The sequence below is a fragment of the Streptosporangium sp. G12 genome (assembly GCF_052983175.1).
In genome coordinates this window covers 247,376-264,773 of record NZ_JBRIQO010000005.1, presented here as the reverse complement: position 1 = coordinate 264,773, position 17,398 = coordinate 247,376, and the positions used below count along the sequence as shown (strand labels likewise).

At 70.8% G+C, this 17,398-nt stretch carries 14 protein-coding genes; 7 read left to right on the top strand and 7 right to left on the bottom strand.

Translation table 11 applies throughout. The features are described from left to right. Positions 1-4: 4 nt before the first annotated feature. Together ACVCAG_RS10265 and ACVCAG_RS10260 are read right to left on the bottom strand one after the other, a co-directional pair. Positions 5-1,516 (bottom strand): hypothetical protein, encoded by a 1,512-nt coding sequence (locus ACVCAG_RS10265; protein ID WP_440064782.1) that lies wholly within the window; start codon positions 1,514-1,516, stop codon positions 5-7. 203 nt (positions 1,517-1,719) lie between these two features. Next, complete coding sequence (locus tag ACVCAG_RS10260) at positions 1,720-2,037, bottom strand: hypothetical protein (RefSeq protein WP_447189768.1); 318 nt, start codon at positions 2,035-2,037, stop codon at positions 1,720-1,722. 545 nt (positions 2,038-2,582) lie between these two features. Between ACVCAG_RS10260 and ACVCAG_RS10255 the strand changes: the two genes are divergently transcribed. The 3 genes from ACVCAG_RS10255 to ACVCAG_RS10245 all read left to right on the top strand — a co-directional run bounded on the left by ACVCAG_RS10255 (position 2,583) and on the right by ACVCAG_RS10245 (position 7,651). Further along, a complete protein-coding gene (locus tag ACVCAG_RS10255) occupies positions 2,583-4,676 on the top strand; it encodes a SpoIIE family protein phosphatase (RefSeq protein WP_447189767.1) in 2,094 nt (697 codons plus the stop codon). Between the two features lie 244 nt (positions 4,677-4,920). Further along, positions 4,921-6,576 carry an RNA polymerase sigma factor gene (locus ACVCAG_RS10250; protein ID WP_440085136.1) on the top strand — a complete coding sequence of 552 codons (1,656 nt, stop codon included), beginning with the start codon at positions 4,921-4,923 and terminating at the stop codon, positions 6,574-6,576. A 109-nt stretch (positions 6,577-6,685) separates the two neighbouring features. Next, positions 6,686-7,651, top strand: a complete 966-nt coding sequence (locus ACVCAG_RS10245; RefSeq protein ID WP_440085135.1) for a hypothetical protein — start codon at positions 6,686-6,688, stop codon at positions 7,649-7,651. 77 nt (positions 7,652-7,728) lie between these two features. Here ACVCAG_RS10245 and ACVCAG_RS10240 read toward each other — a convergent pair whose 3' ends face one another. Then, positions 7,729-8,469: a YaaA family protein gene (locus ACVCAG_RS10240; RefSeq protein WP_447189766.1), complete on the bottom strand. Its 741-nt coding sequence runs from the start codon at positions 8,467-8,469 to the stop codon at positions 7,729-7,731. A gap of 46 nt (positions 8,470-8,515) precedes the next feature. Here ACVCAG_RS10240 and ACVCAG_RS10235 point away from each other — a divergent pair, with 46 nt between their 5' ends. Beyond that, positions 8,516-9,274, top strand: a complete 759-nt coding sequence (locus tag ACVCAG_RS10235) for a GNAT family N-acetyltransferase (protein WP_447189765.1) — start codon at positions 8,516-8,518, stop codon at positions 9,272-9,274. Positions 9,275-9,291: 17 nt separating this feature from the next. Here ACVCAG_RS10235 and ACVCAG_RS10230 read toward each other — a convergent pair whose 3' ends face one another. After that, positions 9,292-9,522: a DUF7455 domain-containing protein gene (locus tag ACVCAG_RS10230; protein WP_030920243.1), complete on the bottom strand. Its 231-nt coding sequence runs from the start codon at positions 9,520-9,522 to the stop codon at positions 9,292-9,294. A gap of 240 nt (positions 9,523-9,762) precedes the next feature. On the opposite strand from ACVCAG_RS10230, the gene ACVCAG_RS10225 reads away from it, so the two are divergent. After that, a complete protein-coding gene (locus ACVCAG_RS10225) occupies positions 9,763-11,835 on the top strand; it encodes a DNA gyrase subunit B (protein ID WP_440085132.1) in 2,073 nt (690 codons plus the stop codon). Positions 11,836-12,044: 209 nt separating this feature from the next. Here ACVCAG_RS10225 and ACVCAG_RS10220 read toward each other — a convergent pair whose 3' ends face one another. After that, positions 12,045-12,539, bottom strand: a complete 495-nt coding sequence (locus ACVCAG_RS10220; protein ID WP_440085131.1) for a carbonic anhydrase — start codon at positions 12,537-12,539, stop codon at positions 12,045-12,047. A gap of 166 nt (positions 12,540-12,705) precedes the next feature. On the opposite strand from ACVCAG_RS10220, the gene ACVCAG_RS10215 reads away from it, so the two are divergent. Both ACVCAG_RS10215 and ACVCAG_RS10210 read left to right on the top strand, forming a co-directional pair. Beyond that, positions 12,706-13,023 (top strand): hypothetical protein, encoded by a 318-nt coding sequence (locus ACVCAG_RS10215; RefSeq protein ID WP_440085130.1) that lies wholly within the window; start codon positions 12,706-12,708, stop codon positions 13,021-13,023. 165 nt (positions 13,024-13,188) lie between these two features. Continuing rightward, a complete protein-coding gene (locus ACVCAG_RS10210) occupies positions 13,189-13,554 on the top strand; it encodes a VOC family protein (protein ID WP_440085129.1) in 366 nt (121 codons plus the stop codon). A gap of 253 nt (positions 13,555-13,807) precedes the next feature. Here the strand turns inward: ACVCAG_RS10210 and ACVCAG_RS10205 are convergent, their stop codons facing one another. Beyond that, a complete protein-coding gene (locus tag ACVCAG_RS10205; protein WP_440085128.1) occupies positions 13,808-16,303 on the bottom strand; it encodes a DNA topoisomerase (ATP-hydrolyzing) in 2,496 nt (831 codons plus the stop codon). 227 nt (positions 16,304-16,530) lie between these two features. Then, positions 16,531-17,145, bottom strand: coding sequence for a GNAT family N-acetyltransferase (locus ACVCAG_RS10200; RefSeq protein ID WP_440085127.1), 615 nt, complete (start codon positions 17,143-17,145; stop codon positions 16,531-16,533). Positions 17,146-17,398: the final 253 nt, after the last annotated feature.

Below are 17,398 nucleotides of genomic sequence, written 5' to 3'. Positions count from 1 at the left end.
TCACCTACACCGGAGGTTCGTCGGGAATGTCCGCGATGTCATCGAGGGCGATGGCCAGTTCCTCGGGGTCGTCCCCGATGCGCTCGGCGATCTCGATCAGCACGTGCAGCACGTCGTGCCGGTCGTGGCCCAGATCCAGCAGCCGCTGCGCCGCCTCCCAGAGCTGCGGCGGGTCGCCCTCCCAGAGCCGGGCGGCGATCTCCTCGTGCCAGGCGAGGTGCTCGTCGTAGTCGCGCCGGTCGAGCTCACCGGCGTGGTCGATGCCCAGCAGGATCCGCCGGTCGGTGTCGTCGGCCGGGTTGAGCAGGCTGAGCTTGATCTCGCCGTGCGTGCCCTGCAGGAAAGGGAACGCGAACACCCGTCTGGCCAGTGCCGACAGGTCGCCGTCCGGCAGCAGCCGGTCGAGCAGGTCGCGGTCGAGCCCGAAGGTCGTCGGGTCGCGGTAGGACTCCGCGAACTTGCCGGTCGCCTCCCAGACCGCGTCGAGCGTGGCCCGCAGCCCCTCGTCGGGCAGGCCGGTCCGGCCGGCGGCGAACCGCGCCCACGCGCCCAGCACGTGCGGCACCGCCTCCTGCTCGGCGGTGGTGAGCATCACCTTGCGCGGCAGCCAGTCGAGGAGGAACGTCTCGCACTTGGTCGGGCTCACCCGGAGTGGGCGGCCGAAATCCTGGTCGCAGCCGTAGTCGATGATGTGGTCGGCGCACCGGGAGGCCGCCGAGGGGTCGGACAGGTGTTCGGCCGCGTCCGAGGAGAGGAACTCGGCCGCCAGCATCGCCCGGCGGTCGCGGCTGTAGGGGGCCTCGCTGTGCAGCGGGGCCGGCCGCTTCCTGCCGGGCGGCAGCGCCTTGATCCGGGACCTGGCGAAGGCGTGGTAGGCGCTGTAGCTGTCGCTGACCGGCGCGGACGTCCTGCGCTGGCCGTACTCGGCGGTGGCCTTCATGGCCGATTCGAGCAGCGCCCTGGCCTGCTGCGGCTCGATCTCCCCGAACCTGAGCATCGGGTTGCCCTCGGCCTCGGCCCTGGCCTGCTCCAGCAGCTTGTCGACGTGCGAGGAGACCCAGGCGTCGCGGGCGATGCCGCGCATGTTGTAGTCGACGATCACCACCAGCGCGTGCCGGTCCTCGACGCTGTCGGCACCCCGGTAGCCGAAGGTGCACACGACGGTGTCCTGGTCGCCGTACGCGTCGCGGGAGACGAAGCAGCCGTTCGTCTTGACCACGCCCAGCCGGTCGGCCCAGCGGGGCCTGGCCACGCCGCGCTCCATGAGCGCCAGCGCGGCGCCCTCCGCCTTGGCGGCCTGGCGGGCCGTGCCGAGATAGGCCAGCGCGATCAGCAGGGTGAGCGCGGCGGGCGAGCCGGCCTTGGCCGCGTAGTCGACCAGGCCCTCGCCGAGGACCTGCTCGGCGTCCCCGCGTCGCAGCCGGCGCCCCCACCAGGCTCCGACCATGTCGGAGACCATGAGCTCGGCGTCCAGCGGGCTGCGTACGGCCAGCAGCTCGCGAGCGGCGAGCAACATCTCGGAGAAGACCGCCTCGGGGGACTGGCTCTCCCTAAGGTCTCGACGATGTCGCCGGCTCAAGCAGCCTCCCCCGTCGGGCGCGCGAGCCCAGCGCGGACGCCGCCGCGTCGATTGGCCCGCTCGCTTCCCTCGCTCACGTCCCAACCTTCTCGCATTCCCGGTCCAAACGGTGCGTAGAAGACGGCCGGGTGCTCCCGATGCTACCGGGGACCGCGGGGCGGCGGCGCGGAGTTGACGAGGGCGAGCAAATGCTCGCGGGCGACGCGCTCGACGACCTCGGCCGTCGCCTCGATGCCGAGATGCTCGGCACAGGCGCAGACGTCGGCCACGCATCTGTCGACGGTGTCGACGGGAACCGTCAGGAACTCGGCGGCCAGGTGAGAGGTCACCGGCTCGTGGAGGACCGTCGAGGGCGCTGCGGGCGCTGCGGGCGCCGAGGACGTCGAGGACGTCGAGGACGTCGAGGACGCGGCGAAGGTCGGGGAAGGCCCGGCGAAGCGGGTGGTGAGAACGGGCATGGATGTCGCATTCCTCCGGAGTTTCCCGGGGGCATCCCCCGGATGTGTCGGCGAGGACGTGCGTTTTCATTCCACAACTTATCTCGGGAGTGTCAACCCTCGGCGCCGTGATATGGAAAGCTGGCCCCGTGTCTTGACTGAATCCTGCAACAGCGGAGTAAGTGAGTGTCCCCGAACAGGGAGCCGAATTGACGGCGAGTCAGTAGCCTGATCTCGCCTGCAAGCCCGACGGAGATGAGGTGGGCAGTTGCCGGGACGGTCCGGCCCGATCCTGCTATGGTCCTGGCCGCAAACGTTCGGAGGCACAACGCCGGCCGGTCGGCGCTCGTGCGGGAGCCCCCTCGCGCCGGTGCGAGGGTTCCGGTGATCGGAGCGGCGGTGTTCCCGGGGTGCGCGGACCGCATCCTGGGCGGGGCTTCCGTCCGCACCTGCCCATCGCCGATGATGTACTCCAGGATCCGGTCCCCCGGAGCCGCGCTACGCCAATTCGCAAGTTTGGAGATGTGCCTCGTGGGAGACCCTGGCACGCGACGGAGGTGCCGACCATGAGCGCCGAAACCTCCGTGCCCCGTCCCCGGGAGTCGGGTGTGGACATCTCAGACTCCGGCCTGCTGCAGGGCCTGCTGTCGCAGTCGCCGTTCGCCTTCGCGTTCTTCGACCCCGACGGCCGCTTCGAGCGCGTCGACGAGGTCTTCGCCGACGTGGTCGGCCTGCCCGCCGAGCGCCTGGTCGGCCGGGCCCCCGGCGAGTTGCTCTCCGCCGACCTGACCGCCCTGATCGAGGGTTCGGTGCGCGGCATCGTCGCGGGGGCCGAGGTCGAGGGCGACCAGCGGATCCGCGTGCGCACCGCCGACGGGCAGACCCACCACTGGTCGCTGACCTTCTCCCCGATCCACGACGACAAGGGCACGCTCCGCGCGATCTGCCTGGTCGGCGTCGACATCACCGACAGCAGGCAGGTCGAGGAGGACCTCAGGCGCAGCGAGGAGCGCTACCGCTCGCTGGTCGAGGCCCAGTCCCAGCTCGTGTGGATCACCGCTCCCAACGGCGTCGTGGAGGAGGACGCGCCGCAGTGGCGGGCCATCACCGGCCAGGGGCTCGAGGAATACCTCACCCACGGCTGGCTGGAGGCCGTCCACCCCGACGACCGCCCGCACACGGAGGAGGCGTGGCGCGAGGCGCTGCGCGGCCGGATCATGTTCGAGTGGAGCTACCGGGTCCGCACCCGGGCCAGCGGCTACCGGCACTTCGAGGTGCGCGCCGTCCCGATCATCCGGCACAACCGGGTCGTCGAGTGGGTGGGCGCCAACACCGACGTCACCCCGCAGCGCGAGGCCGAGGAGATGCGCGGCCGCCTGACCGACCAGCTCGGCGCCGCGGCCCTGCGGACCGCGCGCCTGCAGGGCGCCACGGCGATGCTCGCCGAGGCGCTCACCGTCGAGCAGGTGGTCCAGGTCATCATCGACGTGGGCCGTACGGCGCTGGCGGCCGACCGCTCGGCCGTGGCGCTGCTCGACGTCGACCGGGCCGCGCTGAAGCTGGTCAACAGCGGCGGCATCCCCGACGTCCCCGGTGCGCCCGGGGAGGAGATCCCGCTGTCGCACTCCAGCGTGATGACCATGGCGGTCAACAGCCGGCGCCCGGTCTTCGCCGAGTCGCCGGAGAGCCTGCGGTCCCAGCTGGTCGACGCGGGCGGCGACAACGAGGCCATCACCGGATTCATCGCCCACAGCGACGAGCGGGCCTGGGTGGGCCTGCCGCTGCTGGCCGCCGGTCGCGCGCTCGGCGCGCTGAGGTTCTCCTTCACCCGCCCGCAGAAGATCTCCCAGGAGGACGGGGTGTTCCTGGAGGCTCTCGCGGGGCAGTGCGCCCTCGCCGTGGAGCGGGCCACCCTGTTCGAGCGCGAGCACCGCACGGCCGAGACGCTCCAGCGCAGCCTGCTGCCCGACCGCCTGCCGGTGGTCCGGGGCCTGGTCCTCGCCCAGCGGTTCCGTTCGGGAAGCCGCCACGTGCAGGTCGGCGGCGACTGGTACGACGCGTTCGTGCTCCAGGACGGCCGGGTCGCGGCGGTGGTCGGCGACGTCATGGGCAAGGGCGTCAAGGCCGCGGCCGGGATGGGCCGTATCCGCAACGCCATGCGGGCCCTGGCGCTGACCAACCCGCCGCCCGCGGCGGTGCTCACCGGCCTCGACAGGGTCTTCGAGGCCACCGAGGAGGAGGAGCAGGTCACGACCCTCGCCTACATGGTCGTCGAGCCGGGAACCGGAGAGGGCACGCTGGCGCTCGCCGGCCACCCGCCGCCCCTGCTGGTCTCCCCGCAGGGCGTGCCGTTGCTGTGCGACGGTGAGCCCGGCACCCCGCTGGGCTGGCCCACGAGCCGCCGGCAGTTCAGGTTCTGCGTCCCGCCGGGCCACACCGCTGTCCTGTATTCGGACGGTCTGGTGGAGAACCGGAAGCGTGGGCTCGATGCCGGACTTGCCGATCTTTGCTCTGTTGTGACCGAAGCGCCGGCCGAAGTGGTGGGAAGCCCCCACATGTTGCTAGATTTTCTTGTCGATCGCATGCTGTCCGGGTATGAGCAGGATGACGACGTCACGGTGCTCGCGATCCACGTTCCCCTCGCCACGAAGAGTGACTGAATGAAACAGTCATAACGGTTGCTTTCGGGTATCGGTGCCTCGCTTCCGTACGCACTACTCTCTTGGTCGGCCTAGGGTGGAGGGCAACCGCCAGGAGGCGGCCGTATGGATCACGGTGTCATGCCACAATGCTGGACAGGTACGTCGCGGTTCGCGCGGCCTCGTTAATCACAACTAGAGGTAAAACTGCCCCTAGTTGGGCATCTGGGTCCATTCTCGTCACGCTTTCCTTCGAGAGGTGTTCGTGTCGCCTGCAAGTTCGACTCGCTCGAAGCCATCCGAGCTGAACGAGCCCGTCATTCAGCAGCTGATGGAGCGGGGGCGCTCGCAGGGGTTCCTCGAGTCCGAGGATGTCCGCAAGGCCGTCGAGGAAGCGGACATTCCGATGGCGCAGGTCGCTGGAATCCTGCGAAGCCTCAGCAAAGAGGGCATCACAGTACGGCTGACCGCCGAGGACTCCGCGGCTCCCAAGAAGCCCCGCACTCCCGCCAAGCGCCGCACTGCCCCGGCCGCGCCCGCCGCCGTCAAGAAGACCAAGACCGCCGCGGCGGCCAAGGAGCAGCCGGAGACCGTCACCGCGGTCGTCAGCGGCTCCGAGTCCGCCGCGACCGCGGCCAAGAAGCCGGCGGCCCCCGCCAAGGCGGCCCCGGCCAAGAAGGTCGCCCCGGCCGCCAAGAAGCCGGTTCCCGCCCCGCCGCCGAAGAAGGCCGGGTCCGAGGCCGGAGGCCCTGCTCCGGCGTCCGCGCCGAAGCCGGTCACCGGTGACGACGACGAGGTCATCGACCTCGAGGACGTCGAGATCGAGGACTTCGACCTGGAGACCGTGGCCGAGGTCGAGGTGGAGGTGGAGGTCGAAGCCGAGGTCGAGGTGGAGGCCGAGGCCGAGGAGGAGCCCAAGGTCGAGGCCGTCGAGGTGAACGAGGACGAGGTCCTCATCCTCACCGACGACGACGATGACGCCCCGGTTCCCCAGGTCGCCGCCGCCGGTGCCACCGCGGACCCGGTCAAGGACTACCTCAAGCAGATCGGCAAGGTTCCGCTGCTCAACGCCGAGCAGGAGGTCGAGCTCGCCAAGCGCATCGAGGCCGGCCTGTTCGCCGAGGAGCAGCTCGGCACCGACGGCGAGAAGCTCCCGGTCGACGTCCGCGCCGAGCTGGAGTGGATCGCCGAGGACGGCCGCCGGGCCAAGAACCACCTGCTGGAGGCCAACCTCCGCCTCGTGGTCTCGCTGGCCAAGCGCTACACGGGGCGCGGCATGCTCTTCCTGGACCTGATCCAGGAGGGCAACCTGGGCCTGATCCGCGCGGTCGAGAAGTTCGACTACACCAAGGGCTACAAGTTCTCCACCTACGCCACGTGGTGGATCCGGCAGGCGATCACCCGTGCCATGGCCGACCAGGCGCGGACCATCCGCATCCCGGTCCACATGGTCGAAGTGATCAACAAGCTGGCCCGCGTCCAGCGGCAGATGCTCCAGGACCTGGGCCGCGAGCCCACCCCGGAGGAGCTGGCGCGCGAGCTCGACATGACCCCCGAGAAGGTCGTCGAGGTCCAGAAGTACGGTCGCGAGCCGATCTCACTGCACACCCCGCTGGGTGAGGAGGGGGACAGCGAGTTCGGTGACCTCATCGAGGACTCCGAGGCCATCGTTCCCGCGGACGCGGTCAGTTTCACGCTTCTGCAGGAGCAGCTCCACTCCGTTCTGGACACGCTGTCCGAGCGCGAGGCGGGCGTGGTCTCGATGCGTTTCGGCCTGACCGACGGTCAGCCGAAGACGCTGGACGAGATCGGCAAGGTCTACGGGGTGACGCGCGAGCGCATCCGGCAGATCGAGTCCAAGACGATGTCCAAGCTCCGCCACCCGTCCCGGTCGCAGGTGCTGCGCGACTATCTCGACTGAGCCTTCCTGGCGACGGGTCCGCACCGTACGGTGCGGACCCGTTGTCGTTAACGCCGGTGTAACGGGTCGGTAGCACGTCGGGTGAAACGGGCTTCTAGGCTGCCGCCTCATGGGTGTGGCCGAGGCTGACAGGATTCGCGCCCGGGGGCTGCGGGTGATCGTCGATCGTCCGTGGGCGGACGCGATGCTCGACGACGCGGTCGCCGCGGTCCGCCGGAAGGCGTTCGAGGCCGGTCCGATCACGATCGGCGCGGCCCGCGGCGATCCGGAGAGGCGCGCGCTCAGGGTCGAGGCGCTGGCCAGGGCGGCCGTCGGCCACAGCCGTGCCATAGAGGCGCTGGCGGCCCGCGACCGGGCCAATCCCGACCTCTGGCTCTGGCTCGGGCGCACCCGCATCGAGGAAGCCTGGACGATCAAGCCGGATGTCAGGGCGCGGGCCGTGCAGGCGCGGCGCGTGCAGGCGTTCCAGGAGGCGATGGAGTCGGCCAGGGGGCCGCTTTTCACCGCGGCGTCGCTCGAGCCGTCCGATCCGGTGCCCTGGGAGTCGATCATGTGGCTCTACCTCGGTCTCGACCGGCCGCGCCAGGAGAAGGACGCGGTCTGGTACGAGGCCGTTCGCCGTTATCCGACGCTGTTCCCGGCCAACGTGGCCCGGCTCATGATGCTGTCCCCCGCCTGGGGCGGCAGTGCCCAGGAGATGCTGGCGTTCGCCAGGCAGGCCGTCTCGCGGGCGCCGGACGGGGATCCGATGGCGTCCCTGATGCCGTTGGCCCACTTCGAGCGGGTGGCCGCCGAGCGGTCGCCGATGTCGCGCGGCGGCTGGTTCTCCGACGAGGCGCTGCGCGAGGTCGTCTCGCACTCGGGTCGCTGGCCGGGCCGGGACGGCCATCCCCGGTCGGTCGAGGCGCACAACCTGTTCGGGGCCGCCTTCTACCTCGCCGACCTGCGGCGGCCCGCGCGCGGGCACCTGATGCGGACGGGAGGCAGGGTCAGCCGGTTGCCGTGGTCCTACCTCGGAGATCCCGCCCAGCAGTTCCAGCGGGCCTGCGGGCGGCTCCACCTCGTCGCGGCGTGAACCCGGCCGGGGTCCTCAGGCGCGGCGGGACACGCCGGATCCCGTCCCCGGCGCGTCCCCGGCGCGCCCGCGGAGGATCACACCATGACGTCGAGTGTCCACGGCCGTTTCCCCGCGGGCGGCGCGCCGAGGGTGACGGAGTGGCCCAGGTGATCCAGAACCTTGGCGAGCTCCTCGGGGCTCCCCGGATCGACGCCCCCCTCGAGCAGGGAGCGGGCGATCACACCGCGGGTGGCCTTGGCCATGTGGCTGACCACCTTCCCGTCCCTGAGCACCCGTACCGCCACCGCCCGCCCGCCCGGCTGCCACGCCGCCGCGTACGTGCTGGAGCGCAGGTCCACGACCAGGCCCGGCTCGGCGTCGAGCAGCGGCGTGACCGACCGGCGCCAGAAGGCGCCCAGGCCGCCGAGCGGCGGCAGCCGCACCCCCATCGACAGCCGGTACGGCGGCACGCGGTCGCCGATCCGCAGCAGGCCCCAGAGGCCGGAGAAGATCAGCAGGCTCTCCGAGGCCCGCGCCGCCGCCTCGGGGGACAGCGAGGCCAGGCCGAGGTTGTCGTAGAGCACGCCGGTGTACAGGTCGGCCGCGGCCAGCGTCGGCGCGGTCCGCAGGAGCAGGTTCCTGCCGACCTCACCGGCCTGTCCCGGCGACAGGCCGAGGGTGTCCCGCGCGGCAGGGTCCCGGCACAGCTCGGTGAGCGCGTCCAGGACGGTCTCCCTGGGCGAGCCGAGAGCGGGAAAGCTCAGCCCGGGCAGGTCGAGGGCCGGGCCGTCGCCCCGCGCGGCCTTCCCCTCGGACGGAGGCAGCAGAATCAGCACAGTCGCCGAGCGTAGTGGGGCGATCGGGGAGTTAGGATCCTTCAGCATGATCGATGAGGTCTTCGACCGGCTGGTCGACCAGGCCTGGCCGGCGATCCAGCGGGTGGACGCCGGAGGCTGGACGCTGCGCGCCGCGGACGGGGTGACCAAGCGGGCCAACTCCGTGCTGCCGCTGGGCGAACCGGAGGATCTTCGAACGGGCATCGAGAGAGCCGAGAAGTTCTACGCCGACCGGGGCCTGCCCTGTGTCTTCTCGGTGGGGCGCGGCGCCACGCCCGGCCTGGACGCGTCGCTGCGGGCGCGCGGCTACCGGGTGGTGGACCCCACACTGATCATGACGGCGCGCCTCGCGCCCGGGGACGGGCCGCCTGAGGAGCCCGGAAGCTCGTGGGAGGCCGGAGAGCACGAAGGGACCGGGGAGAGGGTCGAGCTCGCTGAGGCGCCCTCGCAGGCGTGGCTGGACGCCTGGTGGAGCGTGGACGGGAGGTTCGGTGGCGACGGCCTGGTGACGGCCGCGCGGATCCTCACCGGCGTGCCCGCCGTATACGCCTCGCTCGGCCGTGAGGCCGTGGGACGGGGCGTGGTCCAGGGGGAGTGGTTCGGGATCTACTCCATGGCCGTACTGCCGCACGCGCGGCGCCGGGGTCATGGACGGAAGATGTTGCGTGCCCTGCTCTCGCATGCGCGGGCGCAGGGCACACAGCGGGCATATTTAGTCGTGGTGGAGTCGAACACCGTTGCCAGGGCGCTCTACGAGCGGCAAGGCTTCACGGTGGCGGGCCGATATCACTATCGGGTCCGATGATGGCTCCATTCGTCTGGTTATCGTTCGTCGTTGCCTGCCGTTGCCGGGGCGTCGCTGAGACGAGCGGACTCGTCCTGGATGTTGGCGCCCTTGTCTCTCAGCACGGCCACGTGCTGCCGCCCGTGGTGGGCGCAGAACAGCAGCTCCCCACCTACGGGCAGGGTCGCGCGGATGTAAGCCTGGGCGCCGCACCGGTCACAGCGGTCAGCAGCTGTGAGCTGCTTGGCGGGGGCGAGGGTTCCAGTCACGTATCGCCTTTCAGGTCATCCCCTGAGGTGGAGGATCTGGCGTCAGTCACTTGAGAGAACATCTAACCCGATACGAACGTTCCCAACCGACCCCCTGCTACGCCCAGAGCGGAAAGTGTCCGAAAGTAACGATGATCACGCCGGATGTAACACCTGTGCCCACCGGATGGCAAGCTTGTACGCGTCGTGGTGGGAAGAACGGTAAGCTGCGCACACGTGTTCGACAGAGTGGGAGTGGGCGTGACCGCAGTTAGCGCGGAGACGGGTTATACGGCCCGCCACCTGTCGGTGCTGGAGGGTCTGGAAGCCGTCCGCAAGCGTCCAGGCATGTACATCGGGTCGACCGACAGCCGCGGTCTCATGCACTGCCTGTGGGAGATCGTGGACAACGGGGTCGACGAGGCCCTGGCCGGTTACTGCAGCCGCATCGAGGTCGAGCTTCACCCCGACGGCTCCATCGAGGTCCGCGACGACGGCCGGGGCATCCCGGTCGACGTCGAGCCCAAGAGCGGTCTGGCGGGCGTGGAGCTCGTCTACACCAAGCTCCACGCGGGCGGGAAGTTCGGCGGCGGCTCCTACGGCGCCTCGGGCGGCCTGCACGGCGTCGGCGCCTCCGTCGTCAACGCCCTGTCCTCGCGGCTGGACGTCGAGGTCGACCGCGACGGCCGGATCCACGAGATCAGCTTCCGCAGGGGCGTTCCCGGTGTCTTCGACGGCGACGGCCCTAAGGCCAAGTTCAAGAAGAAGTCCGGGCTGCGCGACGGCGGCGCCGTGGCGAAGAACGTCACCGGCACCCGCGTGCGCTTCTGGGTCGACCACCAGATCTTCCTTCCCGAGGCCGAGGTCTCCCTCGACGAGATCCACGTCCGCCTCCGCCAGACCGCGTTCCTGGTCCCCGGCCTGACCCTGGCCGTGCGCGACAGCCGCGGCGAGGAGGCCGTCGAGGAGGAGTTCCACTTCGACGGCGGCATCTCGGAGTTCACCGAGTTCCTCGCCCGCGACGAGGCCGTCTGCGACGTGCTGCGCCTGCAGGGCGTCGGCCACTTCCACGAGACCGTCCCGGTCCTCGACGACCTGGGGCACATGACCCCGACCGAGGTCCAGCGGGAGCTCACCGTCGACGTGGCGGTGCGCTGGGGCAAGGGCTACGACAGCACCGTCCGCTCCTTCGTCAACGTGATCGCCACCCCCAAGGGCGGCACCCACGTCAACGGTTTCGAGCGCGCCCTCGTCCGCACCCTGAACGAGCAGTTGCGTGAGACCCGCCTGCTCAAGAACGGCGACGCCCCGGTGACCCGCGAGGACATCATGGAGGGTCTCACCGCCGTGGTGACCGTCCGGGTGCCCGAGCCGCAGTTCGAGGGCCAGACGAAGGAGGTCCTGGGCACCTCTGCGGCCTCCAGGATCGTCGCCCACGTCGTCTCGCGGGAGCTCAAGGAGCTGCTCGCCAACCCGCCGCGCAACGCCAAGGCGCAGCTCCGCGCGGTCCTGGAGAAGATCGTCGCGGCGGCCAAGGCCCGCATCGCCGCCCGGGAGCACCGCGACAACCAGCGTCGCAAGACCGCCCTGGAGAACTCGGCGCTCCCCGCCAAGCTGGTCGACTGCCGCAGCGACGAGGTCGACCGCAGCGAGCTGTTCATCGTCGAGGGCGACTCGGCGCTGGGCACCGCCCGCGCGGCCCGCAACTCGGAGTTCCAGGCGCTGCTGCCGATCCGGGGCAAGATCCTGAACGTGCAGAAGGCGTCCGTCGCCGACATGCTCAAGAACGCCGAGTGCGCCGCGATCATCCAGGTCATCGGCGCGGGTTCCGGCCGCTCCTTCGACATCGAGGCCGCCCGCTACGGCAAGGTCATCCTGATGGCCGACGCCGACGTCGACGGGGCGCACATCCGCTGCCTCCTGCTGACCCTGTTCCACCGCTACATGAAGCCGATGGTCGAGGCCGGACGGGTCTTCGCCGCCGTGCCGCCGCTGCACCGCATCGAGGTCATCAACCCCACGCGCGGTCACGGAAAGTACGTCTACTGCTACTCCGACGCCGAGCTGCAGCGGGTGCTGCGCGACCTGGAGCGCCGGGGCAAGCGCTGGAAGGACCCGATCCAGCGCTACAAGGGCCTGGGTGAGATGGACGCCGACCAGCTGGCCGAGACGACCATGGAGCCTCGGCACCGCACCCTGCGCCGGGTTCGCATCGAGGACATCGAGGAGGCCGAGCGCATCTTCGCCCTCCTGATGGGCAGCGACGTGGCCCCTCGCCGGGAGTTCATCGTGAGCAGCGCGGCCGAGATCGACCGCGACCACATCGACGCGTGACCGTGACCGTCCCCGCCGGGTGATTCCCCGGCGGGGACGGCTGACGGCGAGCTCCGCGGCACCGATCGGCCGATCGGGCGTGCCCGTGAGTCGTTCGCCCCGCCCGGCGCCTTCGAACGCCGGCGAGCACGGCCGATCGTGAAACCGTGATCCGGCCCCTGCCGGGACCGGATCACGAGGACCGGATCACAAGGTTCAGGTCACGAGGTTCAGATCTCGACCGGCACCAGCTTGCCGGTGCGCACGTCGTAGATGGCCCCGCCGACCGGCATGCCGACGGGCAGGAACGGGCTCGTCCTGATCCGTACGAGATCATGGCGGAGCGCCGCGTCCTGGTCGGGGACGGTGTGGAAGTCCAGGCTGCGGGTGTCGACGCCGCGCCGGGCGGCGATCGCGTGCACCTCGTCGTCGGTGACCTTGGTCATGCCGCAGTCGGTGTGCGGCATGACCAGCACCCGCTCCACGCCCAGCAGGTTGACCGCCAGGACGAGCGTGCGCAGGACGTCGTCGGTGACCCGGGCCCCGGCGTTCCGGAGGATCTTGGCGTCGCCCGGCTTCAGGCCGAAGAGCCCCAGCGGATCGATCCGCGAGTCCATGCAGGTGACCAGGGCGAGGCCGCGGGCGGCCCTGCCGGTCAGTCCGGCGTTGGTGAACGTGGCGGAGAACTCCTCGTTGGCGGTCAGCAGGTCGTCAAAAGCACTCACGTGCGCACCCTTCGGTCGGCGCAATCAACGGACTAATGATGCTTCATGCCCGTTTCCGGAACGTTGCCGGGGGCGCACCTGGTGACGACTTCACCAAGATCCCGTCGTCGCCTCTCACTCTCGGTCATGATGTCGTCACCCAACGTCCGGAAGTGTGGAGAGGCTGATGAGCAGGACCGAATCGCTGGCCGACTATCTTCGTGACCAGGGCAGGCGGAAGCTGGACCGGGTCGAGGTCAGGGACGGGGGCCGCAACGCGCGCTCGGCGCTGGCCCTGCTCGACGCGGCGGTCTACACGCGGTCGCTCAGGGACGACGACCCGTTCGTGGCCGTTCTCGCTGAGGCGGGGTGTTTCGGCCCCCAGGGGACCGGTGAGTTCGAGCCGACGGACCGGGTCGCCCGGGTCGTCCGCTTCTGGGAGTCGGGTGAGCCCTGGCAACTGCTGATGGCGATCCGGTTCGCGCTCCAGGGCGTGCTCACCTGAGAGCCCGGGTTTCAGTCCGTCCGCCGGGGAAAGGCGGACCTGGACCGTGGCCATGGCACCGGGCCGGGGCGCCCCGCGTGCCCCTGGCTGATCGGTACGGCGGCCGTTGAGGCTCCCGGTGACACCGCCATAGGATCTTCGTCGGTGCCGAGTCTGGGAGGAAGCATGGGAATCGCGCAGCTGAGGTCGATCGTTCTCGATTGTCCGGACCCCAAGCAACTGGCCGACTTCTACAGCGCGCTCCTGGGCTGGCAGATCGCCAGCGTCGAGGACGAATGGGTGGTGGTCACCGGGGGCAGGCCCGGACGCCTCTGCTTCCAGCTGGTCCACGACTACCGGCCGCCGGAGTGGCCCACCACCGAGCGGTCCCAGCAGTTCCACCTCGATCTGACGGTCGAGAACCTCGACGAGGCCGAGAAGGAGGCGCTGGCGCTGGGCGCGTCCAAACACCCGTACCAGCCGGGCGAGAACGAGGGTTTCCGGGTCTTTCTCGACCCCGCCGGGCACCCGTTCTGCCTGTGCGTCGACTGACCCTCCTGAGTGATCTCAGGGCCTCCGGGCCGATCCGGGCGTCCGGCGCGCTCCCGGCGTCGCGGCCGACCGGCCGTCCCCGTGCATGTCGCTCCGCGTGCGCGGGGGCCTCAGGGCCGGAAGCCTCACGGAGGCCCTCACGGCCCGCCTGCCGTCTTCCGTGATCTCGGAGCCCGCGAGGGTTCGCCGCGCGAGGCCCCGGGAGTCTCCGCCGTTCTGGCGGGGCTCCCGGGGCCTCGTCGCGGGCGGGTGGTCACTCCTCGGGGGCGGGAGCCGCCGCTGAGCCCTCCTCGCCGCCTCCGGCGCCGAGGGCGCCGCCCACGGCCGCGACGGTGTGGGTGAGCCGTACGCCGGAGCCGTCACGGCGGCCCAGCTCCTCGGGCAGGGGCACGGGCTTGCCGACGGCAGAGACCGCGCGGGCCGGTCCGGGACCCGCCCAGGCGAGCAGCAGGACGTCCTCGCCCTTGAGGAACCGCTGGACGCGGACCCCGCCGGTGCCCCGGCCCTTCGGCGGATATTCGGCGAAGTCGGAGATCTTGGCGCCGCCGATCTGGGTGCCGGGCAGTGCCGTCGAGGAACCGGCGATGGTCACGACCTGCGACTCGCGGGCCGGATCGACCGCGCCGAACCAGATCACCACGGCATCGCCGTCCAGCCGTACACCGGCCATGCCGCCCGCGGGACGGCCCTGCGGGCGGACGACGGAGGCGGAGTAGCGCAGCAGCTGGGCCTCGGAGGTGATGAAGACGAGATCGTGGTCCTCGCTCTCCAGCTCCACCGCGCCCACCACCGTGTCGCCGTCCTTGAGGGTGATCACCTCGAAGTCGTCGCGGTTGGCCGGGTAGTCGGGAACGACCCGCTTGACCACCCCCTGCGCCGTGCCCAGCGCCAGGCCAGGCCCGTCGGGATCGAGCGAGCCGATGCCGACGACCGTCTCGCCCGGGTTGAAGGTGACGTACTCCGCGACCGGGTGGCCCCCGGACAGCGACGGCGGGTTGGCCGAGCGGGGCAGTGTGGGCAGGTCGACCACCTGGACCCGGATCATCCGCCCCTGGTTGGTGACCACGCCCACCTCGCCCCTGACCGTGCTCCGCACGGCGGAGACCAGCACGTCGTGGGACGAGCGGTCACCGTCGCCGGCCAGCGGCGAGGCATCGAAGGTGCGGGCCAGCAGGCCGGTGGAGGAGAACAGCACCAGGCAGGGGTCGTCGGCCACCTCCAGGGGGGCCGAGACGTTCCTCGTGACCCCCGAGGACTCCAGCAGCACCGTGCGGCGCGGGGTGCCGAAGGTCTTGGAGACCTGGGCGAGCTCGTCGGAGACGACCTTGCGGAGCCTGTCGTCGGAGGACAGGATCGCGGTCAGCTCGGCGATCTCGTCGCGCAGGGTCTGGCTCTCGCGGTCGAGCTCCAGCTTGTCGTAGCGGGTCAGGCGGCGCAGCGGGGTGTCGAGGATGTAGTTGGCCTGGGTCTCCGACAGCTCGAAGACCTCCGTCAGGCGCTCGCGGGCCTGGGCGGAGTTGTCGGAGGAGCGGATGACCTGGATGACCTCGTCGATGTTGAGCAGGGCGACGATGAGGCCCTCGACGAGGTGCAGCCGCTCCTCGCGCCTGCGCCGGCGGTACAGGGAGCGGCGGCGGACCACGTCGATGCGGTGGTCGACGTAGACCTGGAGCAGCTCGCGCAGGCCCAGCGTGCGCGGCTCGCCGTCGACCAGGGCGACGTTGTTGATGCCGAAGGTCTCCTCCATCGGCGTGAGCCGGTAGAGCTCCTCCAGCACGGCCTCGGGGATGAAGCCGTTCTTGATCTCGATGACCAGGCTCAGGCCCTTGTGCCGGTCGCTGAGGTCCTTGAGGTCGGAGATGCCCTGGAGCTTCTTGGCGGTGACCAGCTCCCTGATCTTGGTGACCACGCGCTCGGGACCGACGTTGAAGGGCAGCTCGGTGACGACGATGCCCTTGCGGCGGGGGCTGACCTGCTCGACGGCGCACTTGGCGCGCATCCGGAAGGTGCCCCGGCCCTTGGCGTACGCGTCGCGGATGCCGTCGAGGCCGATGATCGTGCCGCCGGTGGGCAGGTCGGGGCCGGGGACGAACCGCATCAGGTCGTCGAGCGTCGCGTCGGGCTTCTTGATCAGATGACGGGCGGCGGCGACGACCTCGACGAGGTTGTGCGGCGCCATGTTGGTGGCCATCCCGACCGCGATGCCGGTGGCACCGTTGACCAGCAGGTTGGGGAAGGCCGACGGCATGACCGTGGGCTCGGTCTCCTGGCCGTCGTAGTTGGGCTTGAAGTCGACCGTGTCCTCGTCGATCGACTGGACCACGGCCATGGCCGCCGAGGCCAGCCGGGCCTCGGTGTAGCGCATCGCGGCGGGCAGGTCGTCGGGGGAGCCGAAGTTGCCGTGCCCGTCGATGAGCGGCAGGCGCATCGAGAACGGCTGGGCCATGCGGACCAGCGCGTCGTAAATAGCGGTGTCGCCGTGCGGGTGGAGCTTGCCCATCACGTCGCCGACGACGCGCGACGACTTGACGTGGCCCCGGTCGGGCCGCAGGCCCATCTCGCTCATCGAGTAGAGGATGCGGCGCTGGACCGGCTTGAGGCCGTCCCTGGCGTCCGGCAGCGCACGCTGGTAGATCACCGAATATGCGTATTCGAGGAAGCTGGTGCGCATCTCGGTGGAAACGTCGATGTCGACGATCCGCTCCTCGAAGCCCTCGTCGGTCGGGGGTGTGGTCGTCCGTCGAGCCATCTGATTTCCTGCGCGCGCGCCCCGGCCGTCAGGCCGAGGGGAGGCGCATCCTCCTTCTGTCTTCGTGGTCCAACCGTTGGTGCCGGCTCCCCGGGGAGCCTTGGCCGGGATGTCCGGTGGGAGGCCGGTGACGGGGGCGACCGGGCATCATACCGAGACTCGATACCATACCCAGCCCATCCGACACTTCCGGGCCTTCCCCGGCCTGCCCGTGGATGCCGCCGCCGCTACGGCGCCGTGCCCGGGGCGGCCGATGTGCCGGGGAGGTCTCGGGTCCTGGGGCCCGCGCCCGGCCAGGGGCCGGGGGTCTCACCCTCGTACTCGTCGCCGGGGACGTTCACCCTGGTGTCGTAGACCCTGAAGCCGCGCGCCTTGTAGTTGGCGAGCGCCACCGGGCTGTCGAGGGAGCAGGTGTGCAGCCACACCCGCCGGGTCGCCTCCCGCTCCGGCTGCCGGTCGGCCAGGTCCCAGGCCCTGGCCGCGCCGATCTCGAGGAGGTGGCCGCCGATACCCTTGCCGATCGCCCACGCCAGGAGACCGAAGGAGGCGATCTCGACGGTCCCGCCGTCCTGGGGGACGAGCTCGACATAGCCCGCGGGGGTGCCGCGGTGGTAGGCCACCCAGGTCTCCACGCCGCCGGCCAGCCAGTCCGCCCACTCGTTCCAGGTCCACGGCAGCTTGTTGGTCCAGTGCCAGTCTCCGCCGACGGCCGTGAGGAGGAACCGGTTGAACTCGGGCGAGGGCAGCTCGGCGCGCACGACGTCGACCTCGACCGACGGCGGCTTGGCGGGCAGCAGGTCCGAGCGTGAGGTCTGTTCGAGGTACCAGGTGGTGACGTCCATAGTGGATGCATCAAATCACGGCTCGGAGCCCGTCAGGTCCCCAGCTCCCGGCGTCGCGGGTGCCGGTGGCGCCGGTGGAACGGGCCGCGGCCCCCCGGCGGCGCCTCACGGAGTCCCGCCGCGCACCCGCCGGGCACTCATCGGGCACCCGTGGGGCACTCATCGGGCGCCCGTCGGGCGCCTGGAGGCCCGCCGACCACTCCTCTCGGCTCCCGTCCGGTACGGCCCGCGCCGGGCGCCGTTCCCCTCCCGG